A 20,620-nucleotide genomic window follows, 5' to 3' on the forward strand; every position below is an offset into this window, starting at 1 on the left:
GAACTACTTAGTTTTTCTCAATGTTCAATTGATTTTACTTATTTGCGGAGAATTTTGCTACATGATTCAATATGCGGAGATATTTTCCATACCAATTTATAAAGAATCCGACGAAGAATTATTTATAAAAAAATCCAAATGAGAAAAATGCAAAGTCAAGAAAAACCTAATAATGAGCAACCTCAGCAATTTGTAAAATGGACTAATATTATTACAGAGCTCGCATTTCTTTTACTATTCCTACTTGCACTTCCAGGTGTCGCAGGTCTTGTTTGTTCTGGTATCTCCTTTCTTTTTATTTCAGGAAATGAACTTTTTTTTGCGGGAGAAATAAATCTTGGCATGTTTATTTTAGGATTTTTAGTCAGTTTACCCATCTTCTTCTATTTGTATCTTAAAACTCGAAGAAAAAAGATATACAGTTTCATAACTCCCATGGTTTTCCGGAAAAAACTATCCTTAAGTTTAATAATACTCTATTTCCCTGCGATATTTGCTTCTACAGTGTTTTCGATTCTTGGGACTACCTTAGGCTATGATCTTTATCTAACTACATTTCAAATTGCCATATTTACCATCTTTCCGTTAATTTCAATATTTTTCCAAAAATTCTTTCTCCTTCGTGTTCGAGTTACTGATTCATTGAAGGAAAATCTTACCGTTCCAATTAATTCAAAATTTATTACCGAATTAAAAAATGGGCAAATATTTCTTCTTTTCTTGAAATCTGCAGTTATAAATATTGCTGTCAATCTATTATTGCTCATTCTTGGTGGTTTGTATTCAACCGTTCTTTCAATAAATCTAACCTTTAGTATTCTTTCCTTAATTGCTGTTCAAGTTATTGCAGTTAAATTTAACGAAGCCAAAGCTTTAGGTTTAGGAATTTTGGTGAAATTGTTATCAACTTTATTAATTCTTGCTAGTTTTATCTCCTTATCTGTCTTAGTTTACTCTGAAACTATACCTATTGCCTTATATGTGACATTGGTTTTACTATTGACCATAAAACTTGCGCTACTCAATTTCAAATTCTCTATTCAGAAATTCCTTAATCAGATCAGCTATACTAAAAATCTCACTTGGTTAGTGGTTCTTAATACATGTTCGTCTATTATTATCAATCTGGGTATCATTATTACTTCCTACGTTTTAATTGATAACCCTTTTATCCAATTAGTCATTCAGATTGGATTGATCATTGAAAATCTATTTGAAAGTAAAATGGGGTTGATTCATCAAAAAATCTCACCTCTATTTTTAGTTGCGCAATTGCTTCTTGCTAATATTCATCTGTCATTTTTTATTGTAATGGACCTTTCTGAAATATTCTGGGCTGGACTTCTCACTTTTACTGCACTAGGGATTGGTATTCTTGAACTCCTAAAATATCAGAATTTTCTTTCCCAAAAACAAACTTATATTTTGCGCAATTGTATATATATTGCAATCTTATTAGAATTAGCATTATTATTTTCAACATTGGCTGTAGCTAATGATTTAAACATCAACAACGTACCCTTTTTAACGTATCTCTTTTTTATATCTGTGTCAACTCTTATTTCTTCTTTTCTTCTTAATAAAATCTATTTTGCAGACAAACCCTCCAATATCTTTACTGGTTTCTTGTATTGTAATCTTGCAATTATCTTATTTTGCTTTTTTGTCATGATTCAGAATATTATTCTCCCATTTTCAACAGATTTCGTATCTGGAGGTAAGAGATTTTCCAGAATATTCTTATTCTTTTCACCAAGTGGTGTTTTATCTAACATTGAAGAAGTTCTTTTAAGTATTTTTGATGGTATTGGAAGTTTATCTAATGACCAGAGTATTTTGTTTAAATCTAGTGAAGGGATGGTTAGTTTATTTAATGTATCTCTTTCCTCTCTTCTTTCTGTCGGATTGAATCTCGTTATTTTCAAATTTTTGAACGGTTGGAAACTAATTTCCAACGAATTATATAAAAAACTTCAAATTATTCTTCAAATATTATCTATTGTTGCAATTTCCAATCTTATTGTTCTTATTACATTAGATCTAACGGGATTCGTTTTTTCCCTGATCGTGACCAATGTCTTAGTTAAATTATCGATATATTACCTTTACAAATCACACACGATCATTAAATATCCTTCTGTTTATCATGATCTTCAAAATAATTTCTCTTGTGTGATTTTAGGGCAAGTTATTCTTTGGTTTGGATTCTTATTAGGAGAATCTTTCAACGTTCCTTTTCTCTATATCATGGTTGCATGTATTATCTTGTTTCTGCTTGCCCAAAACAATATTCACCTTATAATAAAAAAATATGAATCGATAAAATCTCCCTATCATATTCTAAAAGTAAGCAACGCAATTTTATTTGGAATGCTCGCTTTGCTTGTTATTTTGATTCCAGTGATTGAGTTAAATTACATATTTGAAGATACGGGTATTTTTGTTCTATTTTTTTCCGGTATTATATCTTATGTAAGTTTACGCTTTCTCTATAAAACAGGACAAAACCTACATCAAGGATTAGTAATTCCAAACAAGTTATGGAAAAGAATTCAATATATACTCTTCAACTTCAGACTTCTCTCATTATTCGCATCTCTTATTAGTTTCATTCTTGTCTCTGGTATTTTTGATTTTCTTTATGGGCTTTTTAGAAATGCTGAGAATGTGATTCCTGAGATTAAATTTGCTATATTCTTCATCTCACTTTCCTTGTTTATATTTTCCCTTAGATTGAAGCCTCTCCTAAATCGATCGAACGAAATTGAAGATAATCTTCTTAGTAAAATTACCATCTTGCAAGTTATTATGGTGCAGCAAATGAGTGTGCTTGGAATTCTTTTCATTTTTCTTCCAGTTTCATCATTCAAACTTACGATAACTGCATTTCTAATAATCTTGCTTCTCTACTCCTTCATGTTTTCAATTAATCAGTACTTGAAACATTTTAATCGTTTTTGCAAATTTTTAGAGTCCATCAATTTCGTAATCTATAATTTTAATGGACTTTTATTCTCTTTCTTCTTATTTTCCATAATAACAATAGATTTATCCCAAAATTGGATCTTAGGATTATTGGTGGGGATTCTTGCTCATTTTGTAATTAATAATGTAATTCAATGGGTTAAAAGCAATTATTCGGAAAAAATCCTCCATATTATTAATCTTATTGAACGAAGCTTGGTGTTGATTCTTGCTTTTCCTGCTTTATATCTATTTTTTAGTTCTCTCTCTTTCCCTAATGAATCAAACATAGTTTTACTCTCATATCTATTTGAATCAAAATTTGTTGTTATTGCATTTTTGTCCCAATTTTTATTCATTATTACCACAGTCCTAAGTATTTCAAGGGGTCTGCATAAACTTGGTCGTATTAAATCTACGATGCATGAAAACATTTTGATTGCTTCTATTGAATCGTATTTGCTATCCATTGCCTCCATTTTTGCTTCAGGGATACATCTTATTTTTAGAGCTGCCTTTAATCATCGATATGCTGAATATATTAACCTGATTTTGTGCTTTGTGGTTTCTACAGCTATTTTAACTGTCATGATTTTCTCAAACTTCTATAAAAAACGGATTTACGGCGTCCACAACTCAAAATGGAGAGGTTTTTGGACTCTTCAACATCTAATTTCTTGGACCCTTTTCTGGATCGCTTTATCTTTTGGCTTTGTTTTCTTATCTGAATATTCACTTACAGTCATTGTTGTATCAATTTCTGTTAATTTACTCGCCTTCAATTTTACTCTTTCCAGCTTTTCAAAACTCTATCCTGAACTTGCCTTAAAATTCCAATCGTTAATTTACGGAATTCAAATCACCATTTTTATCCTAATCGCAGCTTCGGGTGCTGTTTTATTCTATGATCTCTTCCAATTCATTTTACCCTTGGTCGTTCTTATTGGTTGCAGTTTATTTTTAGTAGAAATTCACGTTGTTCCTTTGTTTTCCAAAGGTCTCTTCAAGAATCGCAAGCATCTCATGAATAGCATAATTGGAGTAACTAATGTTGGGTTAGCAGTTGTGACTATTCTCCAATATCTTGCAAGATCTGATATATATTTATTCGCTATAAATCCATCTGCTACAATTTCTGGGATATTGGGAATTTTTGCTCTTGGATTGATATTTGCGAATTATCAAGTTTTCTTGGGTAATCGTATATCTCCTGAAACTAAAACAACGAATAATTTTATCCTCGTTAATGGATTTATTTATGCTTCTTACTCTTTGGTGGTGTCTATATTTATCCAAGTGACCCAAGTAGAGCATTTTTATTTGTTTAAGATTGCGAACTATCTTTTTATTTTCTTCCTTCCCTTAATTCTTCTTTATGGTGTCCTCAGAGTCATGGTGTATTTTAAAGCCTATGAGAGTTCTCCTAAATTCTTCAAAATTCTCCAATATCAAGAATTTGCCCTCTGGACTGTATCTTCCAATTTACTCTTAGTTTTAATATTGGTGTTCTTAGAATTCAATCCTGTGATAAGGGGATATAATGTGGTTTTAATCTGCTATAGTTTAATATATTCCCTCGATATCTTACGAACAATCAATCCGCATATTTCCAAACATACAGAGTTTTGGAAAAATATCTTGAAACAAGCATCTATTGTGATTATGGCGTATTCATCTTACATAAATTTCAACCGAGTACTTGAATATAGTCCTGAAATATCCTTAATCCTGACCCTCAGCTCCCAACTTTTCTTTATATTTTTATTAAAACCATATCGGAAGTTACTCGCAAAAATATTAATTCAACTCACTGCAATGGTTACTTTCATAATTTCGGTATGTGCTGCATTCGAGCTTTATGGTTTAGCGATTCATTTTGGACAATTTAAAGCATCTTATACGTGTTTGCTCTTGTTGATACCACTTGTCGGATCTTTTATCACTATTTTAATTCTCTCCAAATTAACTTCCATTAAAAGGATTGCATCTCAGATCCATGCTTTGCTTTACAGTCTGGTGATTGTCGATTTAGCGGGTCTAGTATATTTTGCTGCAGTAACTTACTTTTTCCCAATAGATTCCATTTTCTTCGCTTCATTAGTCATCCCGGTGTTGTTAATTGTTGATCGCTATACCTTCCGGTTATTAATGACTGATAAATTATTTATTCTTTGCTTAACCATCACTTATTCTATTGTTTCGAGTTTATTTTCAATAATTCTTGTTAAAAATGTAGTGGATCGTTTGAAATATCAAATTCCTATTGCATTCATCTTAGAAATATTATTCGTTACTGGTTTATTGATCTATATTGTTTGGCATTATGATAAGAATGAAGAATACGAATTTGTTACCGAATCTGATACACAACCAAATAATGACGATGAAAATGGAGATGAATTTGAAATTCCATTCATTCAGGCACGTTCTGAAAATCCTAGTCAGAAGTTGTCTCACTCTATTTTTACTCATCTTTTCCAAATTAAAGTCGCTTTAATGATTGTGCTATTCATCAATACTTCTTTGATCGTCATATTCAATTCTCTTGACTCTGAAATTGCCCATACTCCTTTCAATGTCGCTTCCCTCGGAATTTTAGCTCTCTATGCTCTATCCATGATTCCCAAGCAACAAGTTCAGCTTTTGAAATTTTATATCATTGCCGGATTAACTGTATTCTTAAGTATCCAATCTTATTGGTTTGGAACAGGAATACTCTCTTCAATTCTTATTATTAGTAATCTTATCGCAATTAACTGGGTTGTGTCTTCCCGAAAATCTACTTCATTCAATGGAAAACTGTTACTAAATCTTTTAGTACTTGGGTTGTACTTCTTCAACTTCAAGTCTTTTAACATTGATTTCTTTACATTGAATGGCAATAACATGCTAGAACTCTCTATTCTCGCCTCTATTATCTGCTATGAGTTGGGAACTACCAAACATTACAAGAATTTAATGTTTAAATCTTTGAAAAATGGAGCCATAGCTTATTTCATTTCAATTCTTACCCAATATTTTCTGGAACCTTCCTTTAAAAATGAAGTACTTGTTCCCATACTCGTTCCCATTGCGATTTTTCTAACCATTTTTGCAACATTGGAATGGTTTCTGGTTGAAATTTCATATCCTGGATACAAATCAATTCCCAAATCTATTTGTGGATATGTTTCCCTCATCGGGATATTCTTTGTATATAGTCAATTTTACAAAACTTTTTCTACCGTTTTTGGATATATCACCGCTCCCGTTCTACTATTCGTCATCATTGGGGCGATCCTCTTAAAAAATGTCGATCGATTACGACATCGGAAAAATTTATTAAATCAGGTTGTTTTAGTTGCCACCTTTGGATTTTTCTTGTTCAGTGGATTAAATTATATTTTCACCAGTTTTGAAAATCCTCTTATTTTAAGTATCCTATTGAGCACTGCTATTGGGGGATATTTATATACTTTTATGTATAATTGGCTTGAAATAAAGACATCTAAAAACTTGATCATTACAACCCTGACTTCTGGAGCAGTTTCCGCAGGGGCATTCTTTTATTTCTTTTTAACTGATCTAAAAATATATTTTAAGCCCACTCACTCCTTCGCGGTTGCAATCGATTTTTGTGTATTAATGTTTTTCATCGCCCTTGGAATTTATTATAAGTCTTTTCAGAAAGTCTGGTCTATTGGAGCTTATGTGTGGATAATTGTGCCCATTGCAAACTTCATCATAATATCATATAGTCTTCAAGATATTGACTACATCATTGAGGCGATTCATATTGGTTCAAACTCGGTCAATGGATCAATAATTCTTGCCGTAGTTGTTTGTTCGTTGTTGTACTTGCCTGTGTTATTAACGAAGTTGAAAAAACATTTCAACAAAATTATCTATATTTTCTGGTTGGAAATGTTTATGTGTGCCTATTGGGCCGCTACAAATATATTTCCAAGTGAAACTCTTCTGCAATGGGTTTTTGCAGGTGCAATTGGCCTAATTCTTATTCTCCCGATTTTGTATATCTACAAAAAATGGAATTGGATGTCCTTGGCATGGCCTTCGTTATGTGCGACGAATATTGTTTTTATTTCGAACTATTTATCCTACCTTCCTCCTCACTATTTGATTCCTATTGATGTTCTGATTGGAGGGATTTTCTTACTTTCCTTAGGATATTTCCCAAATATCAAGAAAATTAAATCCAACTGGCAAAATATCATAATTATTTCCGGATATATGACTATCCTTGGCGGTTTATTTGCATTGATTAATCCTGCCATGATTTTCTTACTTGAAGATAAGATCATTTCGGCTGCTGTGACCACACTGATAATGTCTTTTGTCCTTCTTTCTGGTAAACAATTCCGAATTCGAGATGATATTGTAAAACATTTCCATGCTTATATCTTGATATTAGACATTGCCGTAATCATCTGGCGTACTTTTTATCTTGTTGGAGTGTCTTTATTATCTCCTGAAGCGATTGTGATAACCCATTTTAGCGTATTTGGACTTTTATTGGGTTTATCTTTTGCTTTTGGAACCGCTCTTTCCTTCCAAGCCAGAAATTATCTAAAGAAAAGTTATCACTTTGTGCTCTGGTTTTTCATGGCTTTATTCTTTGGTTTATCGGTATTTCAATTATTGTTAGCTATTTTTGAAGTAGGTCCTTGGGCTTCAACAGGTGTTTTGATTCTGGCCACATCGCTAATATGTTTCAATTTCTTCAAAAAGAAAATTGCTTTATTCAATATGGTGATGCTTTCTGGTACCAGCTTAGTATTAATGAATTGGTTAAGTCAAATTGATATTTTCCAAAACTATATTGGCTTGATTTTCATAGATTTGGTGGTATTGCTTGAATTCATTTATCTGTATTTAACACAAGATTCTAAATATCAACTAGTTAATCAAACAACACTGAATAAACAATTAGTTGCCAGTGTATGGTTAATCCTTAGTATTGCTTTATCTATCACTACCAGTCTGATATTAACAAGTATCCAAGCTGGGGGAGTTCCATCGAAAATACTTCTCGGAATCATTGTTTTCAACTTTCTGAATATTCCAACTTATAATTACATTCAAAAGAATAATCTCTTTGCCATGTTTACTCGGATGAATGAGATTTTAAAAGGGATCAAAATTTTCCTCTTTCAGAGCATTGTTTTATCGGGCACTCTCTTAATTTCTCTCAATATTCCCTTTTTGATTCAACCGAATACAAGTCATGCACTTTTCCAAACCTTCCTTCATCATACTGGGCTATTCCTCCTGCTTCAATTCATCTATTACGAGTTTGTTGAAAAATATTGGGTTCATTTAATTCCTGAAAAAATCCGGCTGCAAGTGAGTTCGGGGATCTTCTTGATATTCTCCTTAAGTTTTTATGGTAACTTGTTATATATTCCCGATTCTTGGCAACTATCAACAATTATTCTAGGAATTTTATCCTTTTACACCATTGAACTAAATGTTAAAGCTAAGAATATTCAAAATTCAAAAGTTTTCCGGGTTGTTGTTCTTTCTGCTATGAATATATGTCTCTTTTTCATGCTGTGGGATCCTTTAATGATCGGATATTGGCTATCCAGAGGCAGATTTGAGTCACTTTCGCTCAGTTTATTTATTATTGCACTCATTTATTTTGTGGGAATGAAAATACACTTCATTTCTTCTAAGTTCGTTATTCCTGCATATGTCGTTACCAACTCACTCTTTGGGATATTTGTCGAAGAAATCCTTCGAAATGTTAGTAAAGCCTCGATATTTACAATATTGGGTACATTTTTCATTATTCTCTGCCTTTCAAATTTCTTCTTAATTAAAAATCCGAAATCAGTGCATCTATATTGGTTAGTTGCCAGTTTTGCCATTACTTGTCTAATTCATGGAGGAATACAAAATTATCTAATGTCTGATTTTGGAAAGAGTCTATTTTTCTTCTGCACTCTAGGGACTATTTTGACTGTTATTTATTATATTTTAGCTTCACAATCCCATACTCCCGCTTCTTTATCAAATCTTGATATTGGGGATCAACAGGTTTCAAAATCAGAAAAAAGCCTTACTGCTTCGAATTTATTAAGGATTCCAATGAAAAACCGTTCGCAATTGTGGTTTATCAACACCTATCTTATTAGTTCTTTTTTAATCTCAATCGGGATAAATCAAGGCTGGTATTCTTTACTCACGAAACAATTAATTGAGCTCAGTCCATTATCAAGTTTCAGTTCCTTCATTTTATACAGCTGTAGCGCGATGATTGGATTTCTTCTTGGTTTAATCCTAATAGCTCAATATATTGAAAATGAAGATCAAAAATCTCAGAAACACCTTCAAGCTCTATCAACTAAAAGTAATCAAATTGCTATCCGTTATGGTGTTACCTTCGTTACGGCTTTAACAATCTTTATTGATTTATGGTTCATTTTAGACATTTGGACCTCCATTCTCGATAGAAATTTCGATTTACTTACATTAAATTTGGTAATTGCCTTAGTACTTGTTTATCTTTGTATGCGGTTGAAATTTATTCCTAAGAAAGGAACGGCTCTAGTTACCTTAATTATTTCAATCCTTATTTCCTTGTATATTGAAGAACTTGTCCGTATTAATCTTTCGATAGGTCCAATCTTTAATAGTTCTATTTTTAAATTCCTGTTCAATAGCTCCGTTTTCATTGTCCTTTTTATCCTGTTTAATTGGCAAAAAACATATAATTCCATTTTGGCTTATACGTTCTGGAGTTTGATGTCATATTCACTCACTACGTTCATCAATACTTTGATTCGCTTAGTTTTACCTTCAAGTTTTTCACCCTTCAATGAAATAGTGGTGTTTTCATTCATTTTTAGTATCCTTACAACGATAATATTTGGTCGCTTAGCGATTCCGAGAAATGATAAATTGGATGTGTCTTCCCCTTCAAATTCTCTCCCAGATGGAGATCTAAACACATCCACTGAAAATGATAGACAGAAAATCCCAACTCGTACCTACTTAAAATATGGACATCCAGATCAACGGATTTCACAACACATTTTCGTTTATTGGGTGGTATTAATTGCGAATCTCGTCATCAGTTTTACCTTAGCTTATGCATGGAATCAATTAACTCTAACGAAAATGTTTTATTATGAAGCGTTAAGCGGGTTTATGAATTTTATTATCAGTTTTACCTTAGCTTTTGCAATTTTTGCAGGTATTTTCCGCTTAGTTATAAAATATACTCGCAAAAACTCAATATCTTTCTCCAACCGTTTTGAAACAATAAACAATCCTGTTCTAGATGTAATTCTGGGGTATTTGGGCACTCTGTGCTTTAATATTACACTTTTCATTCATCTTTGGTACCAATTTGATACTGCTCTATCTTTAGAACAATTGAATTTCATGAGTTTATTGCTTAATGTCACTATAAACACAATGATTGTCTCTTTGTTGATGAAATTCGCAGTAATCAAACCTTTCAAGCCAGACTTTTTTAGTTTTATTAATTCCATTGTGTTTTCTCTATTGATTGAAGAATTAATTCGTATGGTATTTGCGGATACTCTGTTTAATATTTCCGTCTTCCTCTTTTTATTCACGGTAATCAATTGGCGAAAAACTTACAATTCAGTTCTTGCTTATATTTTCTGGTCGGTGCTCTCATTCTCATTCTCTTCATTCCTCTATACATTTATCCGTCTTGCATTACCTGAAAGCTTCTCACCCTTCAATGAAGTGGTTGTTTATTCATTCATTATTTGTATCTTCACTTCAGTTATATATGGACGTATGGCAAACCATCCGGTTGATAATCCCGATGTTCCGTATATGATAGGCCCCACTATGGAAGAAAAAACACCTCAGTTCTCCGAAAATAACAATCAGAAAGTCCCTAGTATTATATTCTTAAAATATGGTCATCCTGATCAACAGATTTCAAAACGACGTTTTGTTTATTGGACTCTATTCGCAAATTTCATAGTTAGCAGTATTTTAGCTTATGCCTGGAATCGATTAATACTCACCAATTTATCATTTTACGAAGATTTACCCTTGTTTATGGAAGTACTAACATGTTTAACTCTTGCTTTTGCGATCTATGCAGGGATAACTCGGTTAATTCTGAAATATAATCGAAAAGAATCGGTTATTTTTGCAAATATTTTTGAAAACATGAACAAACCATTAGTAGACATTGTTTACGGATATGTAGGAACTTTTGCAATGAACGTTACTTTATTTATCCACTTATGGTACTTGTTTAACACTGCTTTTTCACTCGAAAACTCCAATTATACAAGTTTATTATTCAATCTTTCAATTAACACACTAATTGTATCTCTTTTGATGAAAAATGCCATAATCAAACCATTCAAGCCAGCAGCATTTAGTTTCATTAACTCAATTGTATTTTCACTATTCATTGAAGAACTAATTCGCACGAATTTAGAAACCGAACTTCTTCTCAATATTTCAATCTTCGTGATTTTGTTCACGGTAATTAATTGGAGAAAAACTTACAATACTATACTTGCCTATGGATTTTGGACTGCAATCTCCTTTTCTCTCTCCACTTTTCTGTATGAACTGCTTAATTTAACATTTCCCGCATCCTATACAAGATTTAATAAAGTGCTTGTGTTTGCATTCATTTTCTGTTTAATCACCACTTTCTTATTTGGAAGCCTCGCAAATCGCTTTGTTGATCGATTGAATTTCAAGGTCCTTTCAGTTTCTGATTCTGAAGATGAAAACAAGCTTGCTTTAACAACTACTTCCAATCCTAACAAGGAAATTCTTTTATTGAAATACGGTCATTCAAATCAATTGATAGCGCAGCGTATTTTTGTATATTGGTTACTGTTGGCGAGTGTGATTAATACATTTATTTTGACCTATGGTTGGAATCAAGGAATTCTATCTCAACTTTCCCTTTTTAGTGATGTGGGTGGATTTATGAATTTTGTAATGAATTTCTCTCTAGCATCTGCTATTCTAATGGGATTTTTACGCTTGATTATCCAATATAACCAGAAGATGGAAATAACTCTTAATCGAAACTGGAATAAATTGAATTCACCTATTACGGATGAATTATTGGGATATTTAGGGACTTTTGCGTTCAATATTTCCCTATTCTTGCATATTTGGTATCTGTTAGAGATCAATTCTTATCTCATTCTATTAGATTTCACTGGTCTTGTTTTCAATCTTGCAGTGAATTTCCTCATTATCACATTATTAATGGAGTTCAATGTTATCAAACCGTATAAGCAAGTACTTGCAAGTATATTTACAACACTCTTATTCTCGCTTCTCCTCGAAGAAGTGGTAAGAATAAGTAATCCTGATATTAACTGGGCTCTATTGGTTGCAATTACCACACTTAGCTTTACCATACTCAACACACTTAAAATTAAAACTTCTAAGATGGTTTATAGTTATTGGGCAAGTCTGATATTGTGCATTACTGTGTTCATTATGAATTCGGTGATTCTCAATAATCCTGAAATGATGCCTTTGACTGTGCTTTATTTCTCAGTAATCATCTTTTCATCCTTCGCCTTGATTGTGTCTCTTTCGCTCGCTCACCGCTTCTGGATCAAAATCGCACCTTGGATTGGTGAAAAATATAATTCCGTCAATAATAAATCCAGTAACCAAAAAGAATTTCCCTTTAAATTAGAAACCTCAATAGAAGCTCCAAAAGAAATTCTCTCCAATTCTTCTCCAGAAAATGAATGGGTAGAAAGTCATCCCAATTTTCCCCTTCTCTTATTGGGTAATCGATCTCACTTACCTGTCAAAAAAATTTTCTCCATTTTGGTTTTTGCAGAAATTCTGTTAACCATTCCATACCTTTCTCACCTCCTTAATGGAGCCTATATCCATAGCATCAAAAATATTGCATTAGAAAGTATATATTCTGACTTTTCGTTCCTGTCTCTCTTTGCAGTGTTTATTACTTTCAGTTTTACCTATCTTTTTGGAAAGCTCGGAAAATATATTCAAAAATATCAATTATGGGCTGAAAATCCTAAACTCTATAGTAATATTCAACGATTTTTTACGCTTAGTGGGATCATTTATTATATTATTCTTCCGTTAATGTTAATGGGCTATTTGAATCAATTATTTGGATTAATCCCAAACTTGACGCTTTTCATTCGTACCGCATTAGATATTCTAATAGTTGTGTTAGGACTTTATATCGGAATTTATCTCCTTGATATCAAGAAAAATCACTTCATCCCTCAAAAAATTGCTTTCAAATGTACTATTATTCTGTCTATACTCATGGCGTTAGATATAAGTACTTTGTACATAAGTATTTTGTGGGGCAAAATTCCACCATACTTTGTTATTGCCTCTGCTCTCATTATATTTTCACTCTCTCTAAATATATTGCATATAATCAAGGAATTTTCAGAGGATTTGAAGGGAAAGATCAGAGTGGGTGTCATCGGCAGCCTTTATATTGAGATACTTCTTCTCTTAGGAGGTCTATTCGCGAATTTTGAAGATGTTGCTAAAATATTCAGAAGCGTTCTGATAATAGTTCTTGTTATCTACCTCGCCATCGAGCTGGAACATCATGTAAAATGGATCAAACCAATTACTTCATTTATCACAACTATTCGACCTTACAGTTACATCATAGCTACTGGTTCAATTGCCATTTTAATTGGATTTTGGGGATTTACCGTGTTTAATCTCTCTTTAGTTATCTTTTCACTCATGTTATTCACTGCATCATTAATATTGTGGAGCTATCTTGAGTTTAGAAAGGATAATCCTGAAAAATTCCTAAAAAACCGAAAAGTTCTTGGAATTGCTCTATATGCAGAAATTTTACTTCTTATCAATGCTCTCACTTTAAACTTGTATATAGATAAAGTTATTCGCTTTGATATTGTTAAATCAGATTTACTTGCTGTATTTTGTGCCATTACTCAATTTTTCATTGTAAGTTATCTTATTTTACTTGTTGATCACCGGGTTCTCAAATTAATCAAAGAATCGGTTTTGAAAATATTAGAATTAGGTTGTTTCTTTGTTTCAATCATTTTGGGTGCCTTTGATATTCTTTTTTATATTATATCAAAAACTAGCTCTCGACCCAGCACACCCTCTTCTGGTTTTGCAATCCCAAATACTTCCATTTTAATTCCAATCTTAATTGTGAGCGCCATTATTGGATTTGTATTGCATTTACGATTCAAAAATAAGATCGTCAATCAAGTCTCCTATTTTGTTGGATTTTTCGAATTAGCACTAATAATTTTCAAGTTTGGGGAACAAAATAATAATAGCAATAATATTTTGCTTGCAATTTGTATTTTTGTTGCTCTTCTCTTATATCCATTTATTTTCTTTATGGATAAAATGCGAGTTCTCATAAAAAAACTTATAATGGATCTCAAAAACCTAGTGATTCGCATTAAAAACTGGTTCATCCAAGCTTGGCACACTTTGGTCCATTTATATCACAAGTATCGAACGATTGTGTTTGTAGTCATTGCAAGTATCATCGGTGCTATTCCGCCCATCATTCTTGCTGAATCTAACCTCATTATTGGATTATTTATTGGTGGCTTAATCTTCCTAATTGTTGTTTATCCAGTATCACCCGAAAAATTAGATGATATTTCAGCAAAAACGTTTACGAAAAAGATAATTTACCGTTCCATGATATTACTCTCAGCTTTCGGAATAATAATTAGCTTATTTGAAGATCCAGAATCATGGATATTTTCATTGTTAGTTTGGGCTCTATTTGGGTATATTCTTGTAATTGTAAAGCGTCGCGAAGAACTATATAAATTGCCTATTTATTGGCGCTTTTTCAGCGCATTAGCTACAATATTGCTATCAATTCTGACTGTAGTTTTAGTAATTATTTCCTTTATTTAATCTTTAAAACAAAGGTTTTTTTTTCTTTCTCGCTGTCTTTTACCCATTTTAGATCTGTAAATAAAACATTACTAGATTTCGCTGGATTAAATCAAAGATGCAGAAAAAGTGGGAAATATGCTCGTTTTTTTTCAAACTCACTTGTTTTTTTTATAATAAAAAAATTATAAAAAAAAATTGAAATTCCTAAAAAAAATGAGCACATATAACTTAGCACGCAGCCTATCTTTAAATCTAAGTGAATTCTATATCAAATAAGAGGCTAAAACAAATGAACTTCCAAAAACTCAAGTGACATGGAAACAAGAATTTTTAATATTTTAGTATAGTTTTAGTTGTTCTAAAATGATAAACTATTAAACAACTATTCCGTTTTTCAAAATTATATTACTAAACAAACTCAAAATCCAAAAATTCTCTACTCAATGAAGAGCGGAACTTCTTGATTAATTTATCGATATCCTAAAGTTGTAAAAAAAAAAAAATTAGATGCAATCAATAGTGTAATATTATATTACTATATTTGCAAATCTATTCTTCTAGTTTCTTATGGCACAACCACCAATCATAGCATTCATGATCTTTTGATTTCAGGCGCTCTTTTGCCGTTTTAACATCCTTTGCAGGAGGTACGATTACATGATCTCCAACCAACTCACTATTTGGCCAATTGGCGGGGATAGCTACTTTATTTTTGTCTGCTATTTGAAGAATTTTAACAATTCGAACAATCTCATCCATATTTCTTCCAATCTCTTGAGTATAATAGAGGATTAATCGTATAAATCCTTCAGTATCGACAACAAATACTGCTCTGACTGTATTGGATCCTTTGCCAGGATGGATCATTCCTAAGGTTTTACCAATCAATCCATGGTCCGCGATAATCGGAAATTGGATTTCCTGATGTAGATTTTCTTCAATTCACTCGGTCCATTTGATATGACTAAAAACTTGATCAATCGAAAGTCCCAAGAGTTCACAGTTGTAACTTTTAAATTCTTCGTAATGCTTTGCGAAACTATAAAATTCGGTGGTGCACACAGGTGTAAAATCGGCAGGATGAGAAAATAACACAAAATATTTTCCTTTATAATCTCCCGGAAGATTTTTCATCCCGTGCGTGGTTTGTACTTTCATATCGGGGAATTTGTCCCCAATTAATGGAAAACTTTGATTTTCAGACATTTTTTTCACTTTTTAGTTTTTCAATTTAATTTTCAATGATAATTTCAAAACTACCATTGAGTATTCAAATATCTATTCACAATGAATGTTAATTCAATCCTTAAGACTTAAAATTAGATTTTAAAAAATTCTTTAATTTTATTATCACACTTTCGTTTGCATCCTAAATCAAAGTTTTACATGAAGTTCCCGGTGAGAATTCCTCTATTTGGAGATTTAATCATGGAATTTAGGTTCTTTATTACGCAATTTAGTTTTCTAGGTAGTAGATTAAATATAATACTTCAATCCTTGTTTTTTGAAAGGCTTGGGTTTTTACTTTCGGTTGACTCCTAGGTTTCGCAAACAATGGGCAAAAGTGATCTAACATATAAACATCGATTGAGACGAACTTTTTTCACTCAGTAGAGATCTCACTACATAATAAAGAATTGTCAATAGATATGAAGAAATCTCTATTCTGTGGGCTTGTTGTTGATTTATATATTAAATTCGGGTTAAATCATTTTATGAGAAGTAAAAGGTAGGTTTGAAAAATCAGAAGTATAGTTGGTTGTGAATTTGATTCCAGATTGATTGGGTTGTTTTTTTCATTATACTCTGTCATCTCCTGATAATTTTCTTGTTGGTTTTAATAAATTTTAGTAGTATTGGGTTTGGGTTGAGACTAAGCTCCAGATATTTTCCGTTTTTTGAGTGTGAGTTTTCATTTTTTAGGTTCTCCAGGGGGTTAGTGTGTGAAAAAAGTTTAGTAGTATTGGGTTCGGGTTGAGACTAAGCTCCAGACATTTTCTGTTTTTTGAGTATGAGTTTTCATTTTTTAGGTTCTCCAGGGGTTTGTGTGTGAAAAAAGTTTAGTAGTATTGGGTTCGGGTTGAGACTAAGCTCCAGACATTTTCCGTTTTTTGAGTGTGAGATTTCATTTTTTTTTGCACCGTATTTTTTATGTATAAGAGATGTGTTTCTAATTATATTAAGGTGTATCTAATATATAAAGATATGTATTTTTAGTGTGTATCATTTTTCTAAATTTTCTTGGTTAATTCTCTAATATCCCTAAAATCATCCAATTGTTGTAAAATAATTTTTTCTGAACAAATGAACAAATTTATTAATAGTTCAATTCCATTTAACTTATGAAATTGATGAATAAGGAACTATGGTGAATAAGTTAACATTCAATGTTAGTGTGTATTCTATGATTCAATAAATGTACTAAAAAAAAGCGAGAAAAATATATGCTACGAACAAAAACTTACTTTAAGAGTACTTTAAGATTTCGACTAATTATTGGAAGCATGGTCTTGGAATGTTCAGGTTTAAACATCTTCAATTTATTACAGATATTCTGCAGTTTATCTTCTGGTATTGATTGATTTAAAATCATCCGGGTTTCTTCGGCCGATAATTCTCCTAAATTTATTAAATCCTTTGCAGCTATTCTATTACCTGGACATTTATACTGACATCGTAAGCATCCCATCATAGCATTGTGTACTGAAGGTTCAATCCATTTTGGAAACTCTCCTTCTACTTCATTATACAATGTTACACATTTTGCCACATCAATTACAAAATTTTCTTTACGAATTGCATTTGTGGGACAATTATCAAGACAGAAATTGCACGTTCTACAATATTCCATCAGCTGTCGTTCACCCCAATAATCATCCAAAAATTCATGCTCGGTGAAAAAACCTAAAAGGGTTATAAAACTTCCCATTTCGTCAACATAACAGATATTATTACGGCCATATTTTCCGAGCCCACTTCGAACTGCTGCATTTTTCATTAAAACGCCATTAGCGCGTATCAACGGTTGAGTTGAATCTTTCAACACATCTTGCCTCAAAGAATCTTCGATCATTTCAGCTGTCACTCCATCATAATAATATTGGGGAGGTATGAACATTGGCTGCTTGCTTTCATTATAATTAACCGTGATTCGTGCGAGCTTCGTATAAGATGCTACGATTATCAGAAATTTTGCGTTTGGCATTTCATCAGGTAATTCAAAGGTTTTGTTTTCAATATAAGATAAAAATGTCTCATTATGGCTGAGCTTATCGTCTTGCTTTAATTTGTCAATATCATCTCGTAAATCTTTTAAATGTTTCACAGAGACTGTAGTATATTTGTATTTCATGGGAATTTTTTCGATTGTTGGCATGCTATTGTCACCTAAATATGAGATAGACCATTCAATATGTTAAAAGTGTCAATAAAATAAAATGATTGTCCAATTTAAGAAAAACTCTTATGAAATATCACAAGTTCAGCCAGATTAGCCCTTCAATTTATCTTTTCTAGATCCTTTTTCATCATTCGAGGTATTATTGTAGTCCTGCTGCTAATTTTCTCAAGAATTACTTAATATTAGAATTGGTGCGAGTAATTACTTAGAAAACAGAAATTATTCTTTAAACAAATCAACCTATTAGTTAACCAGAATATTAAAAATTCAAAGATGACCTGTGTAAATTGAAGAGCATCGTGGTTAATTTAGCAAAACTATAAGTGCTAGCTTGACGTTTTTCTAACGACTAAATACTCGTTCAAGTATTTTTTCCAGTTGAGGAACTTGATCTGGCTGAAGAAGATTGTTAGATTCTGTCGCAAAAATTAATTGCTGCCAAGTTTCGCGAGAAGCGAATACATCATTAATAAATTGCTCTAGGTGTTGTTGGGCGGCAAATGTTGGACCCATATACAGATATATTATGATTATTGGAGAATTGAAGGAAACAATTACATTGTACTTCCCAAAACGTGCTCGATCAAAGGATTCTTTAAATAGATCATTGCAAAATGAATGAAATGCACTCATTAATCCTCCAAATAATTGATCGTCATAATTCCAATCTTTTAAAAATTGGTGCGAATATATCGTTGGACCTGATTCATTGATGATAGACAATAAGACTGGGGTTTCACTTGGATATTGTTCATTTTCTGCAAAATTTTTCCGTAGAATTCGATCAACATGCTCTCCTAAATTTACTTTTTGGAGGCGTTTACTTAGGGGCGCTTTTTCTGCTTTCAAATTTCGCCAAAATAATTCTTCTTCTAATAAAGAATCATGATAATTAGATATATTTAGAGCCAACCGGGTTAATCCATGGGATTGGGCGATCTTTTGGGCTATGGCTAAAAATCTTCGAGAATTGTCAGGATTTAATTGAATTAGTTCTACTTTGGCCTGCAAAAAACGTGTTTCTGCCTCAATATAGTGGGAATGCTGCTGATTCGTCTTATTAAGCAATTTATCAATTATTTTTTGAATATCATCGATAATTTCAAGATTCTCTTCAATCTTCAGTTCTTCAATGTATAAGTCACATAAATTAAGCATAACCGACAGTATTTTTTCATGTTCGAGAACATTATCTTGAATTAATTGATCAAAAATCTCTTGAGCCTTGAATCTATCCCGCGGACGATTACTTCCTTTTAATATAAGTCCTTTACTCAGAAGAAATCTCTGTTTCACCCGCGGATTTTCCGTAGATTCACAAATTTTTTCAAATTTTTCAAAATATGTATTCGCTTCTTCATTCCTTTTTATTTCAACCAATACCTCAATTAAATTGAGGAGAACCGTTGAGATATCAAAATCATTACCATGGATGATATTCAACTCGAAGCTTTCTTCCAAATATTCCAAAGCCATCTCCGGATCACCTTTTTGCCAGTATACTGCTCCAATATTGTTTAGAAGCGATGCAATTCGGTATTTATTTCCTATTTTATGTGCAATTTCGATAGCGTTTTGAAATTCAACAAGAGCATATTCTAATTCTCCGATTTGGCGATAAAGCCATCCAATATTATTATGGATGCGCGAAATTTGAGGTGGATTTTTTAATTCTTCGGCTATTTTTAATGCTTTATTAAAATTATTCAATGCGTCCTGCATATTTCCTTGACAAGTGTATAAAATTCCAAGATTTGCCTGATTTTTTGCTAAATCTGATAGAAACCCATATTTTTGAAGGATTCTCATGCATTCCTTGACCAGTTCAATCGCTTCATCGATTTTTCCTTGTTGCCAGAAAATTCCTGCTTTGGTATTGAACAATTTGGATTTTTTTAACGCATATTCTTTGGAATCAATGTGTGGCAATGAATGGAGAACAGTGAAACTCTTTTCAATTTCGGTTAAAGCTGCTTCAAGTAATCCTTGACGAAACAAATTATCCACTTGAATTGTTTTTATTTCCATCAAAGTTAATAAGTCTTTAAGAACATAAGTCAAATCTGCAGCCTTTTCTAACACATCTTGCGATGGGATAAAGAACCCTAGTTTATTATAAGCCGATCCTTTCATCACAATTAATTTTAAGTACTTCGGGAGATCTTCATTTTGATAGATGGTTTCAATGCTGTTAATATGAGAAATTATGCCTTTGAAATCCCCGTCTTCATACAATTTCTCTATCTTCTGGAATTCCCCTTCGAAATTTTCCATTACCATCCCTCATCGTTTTTAGTAAAACTACTCAACTCATTTAAGGTATTTAGGCTATTTAAGTTCTCTCGACAGATTCAGCGGAAAACTAACATAAAT

Annotated in this window: 3 protein-coding genes and 1 pseudogene; 1 reads left to right on the top strand and 3 read right to left on the bottom strand. The window is 32.2% G+C overall.

All coding sequences use genetic code 11. The annotated features are described in order from the left end of the window. The first annotated feature begins 147 nt into the window (after positions 1–147). The gene (locus tag NEF87_RS15515) at positions 148–14,865 is read left to right on the top strand and encodes a hypothetical protein (protein ID WP_457916525.1); all 14,718 of its coding nucleotides are present in this window, start codon (positions 148–150) and stop codon (positions 14,863–14,865) included. Positions 14,866–15,396: 531 nt separating this feature from the next. On the opposite strand, the pseudogene NEF87_RS15520 reads toward NEF87_RS15515, so the two are convergent. The 3 genes and pseudogenes from NEF87_RS15520 to NEF87_RS15530 form a co-directional block, all read right to left on the bottom strand. After that, positions 15,397–16,053 (bottom strand): annotated as a pseudogene (locus NEF87_RS15520) (peroxiredoxin). Between the two features lie 1,255 nt (positions 16,054–17,308). Beyond that, positions 17,309–18,223: a 4Fe-4S double cluster binding domain-containing protein gene (locus tag NEF87_RS15525; protein ID WP_457916526.1), complete on the bottom strand. Its 915-nt coding sequence runs from the start codon at positions 18,221–18,223 to the stop codon at positions 17,309–17,311. Positions 18,224–18,589: 366 nt separating this feature from the next. Then, entirely contained in the window at positions 18,590–20,521 is a 1,932-nt protein-coding gene (locus NEF87_RS15530) for a tetratricopeptide repeat protein (protein ID WP_457916527.1), read from the bottom strand. Between the last annotated feature and the right edge of the window lie 99 nt (positions 20,522–20,620).

Source organism: Candidatus Lokiarchaeum ossiferum (assembly GCA_025839675.1).
Lineage (GTDB): Archaea > Asgardarchaeota > Lokiarchaeia > Sigyniarchaeales > Promethearchaeaceae > Lokiarchaeum > Lokiarchaeum ossiferum.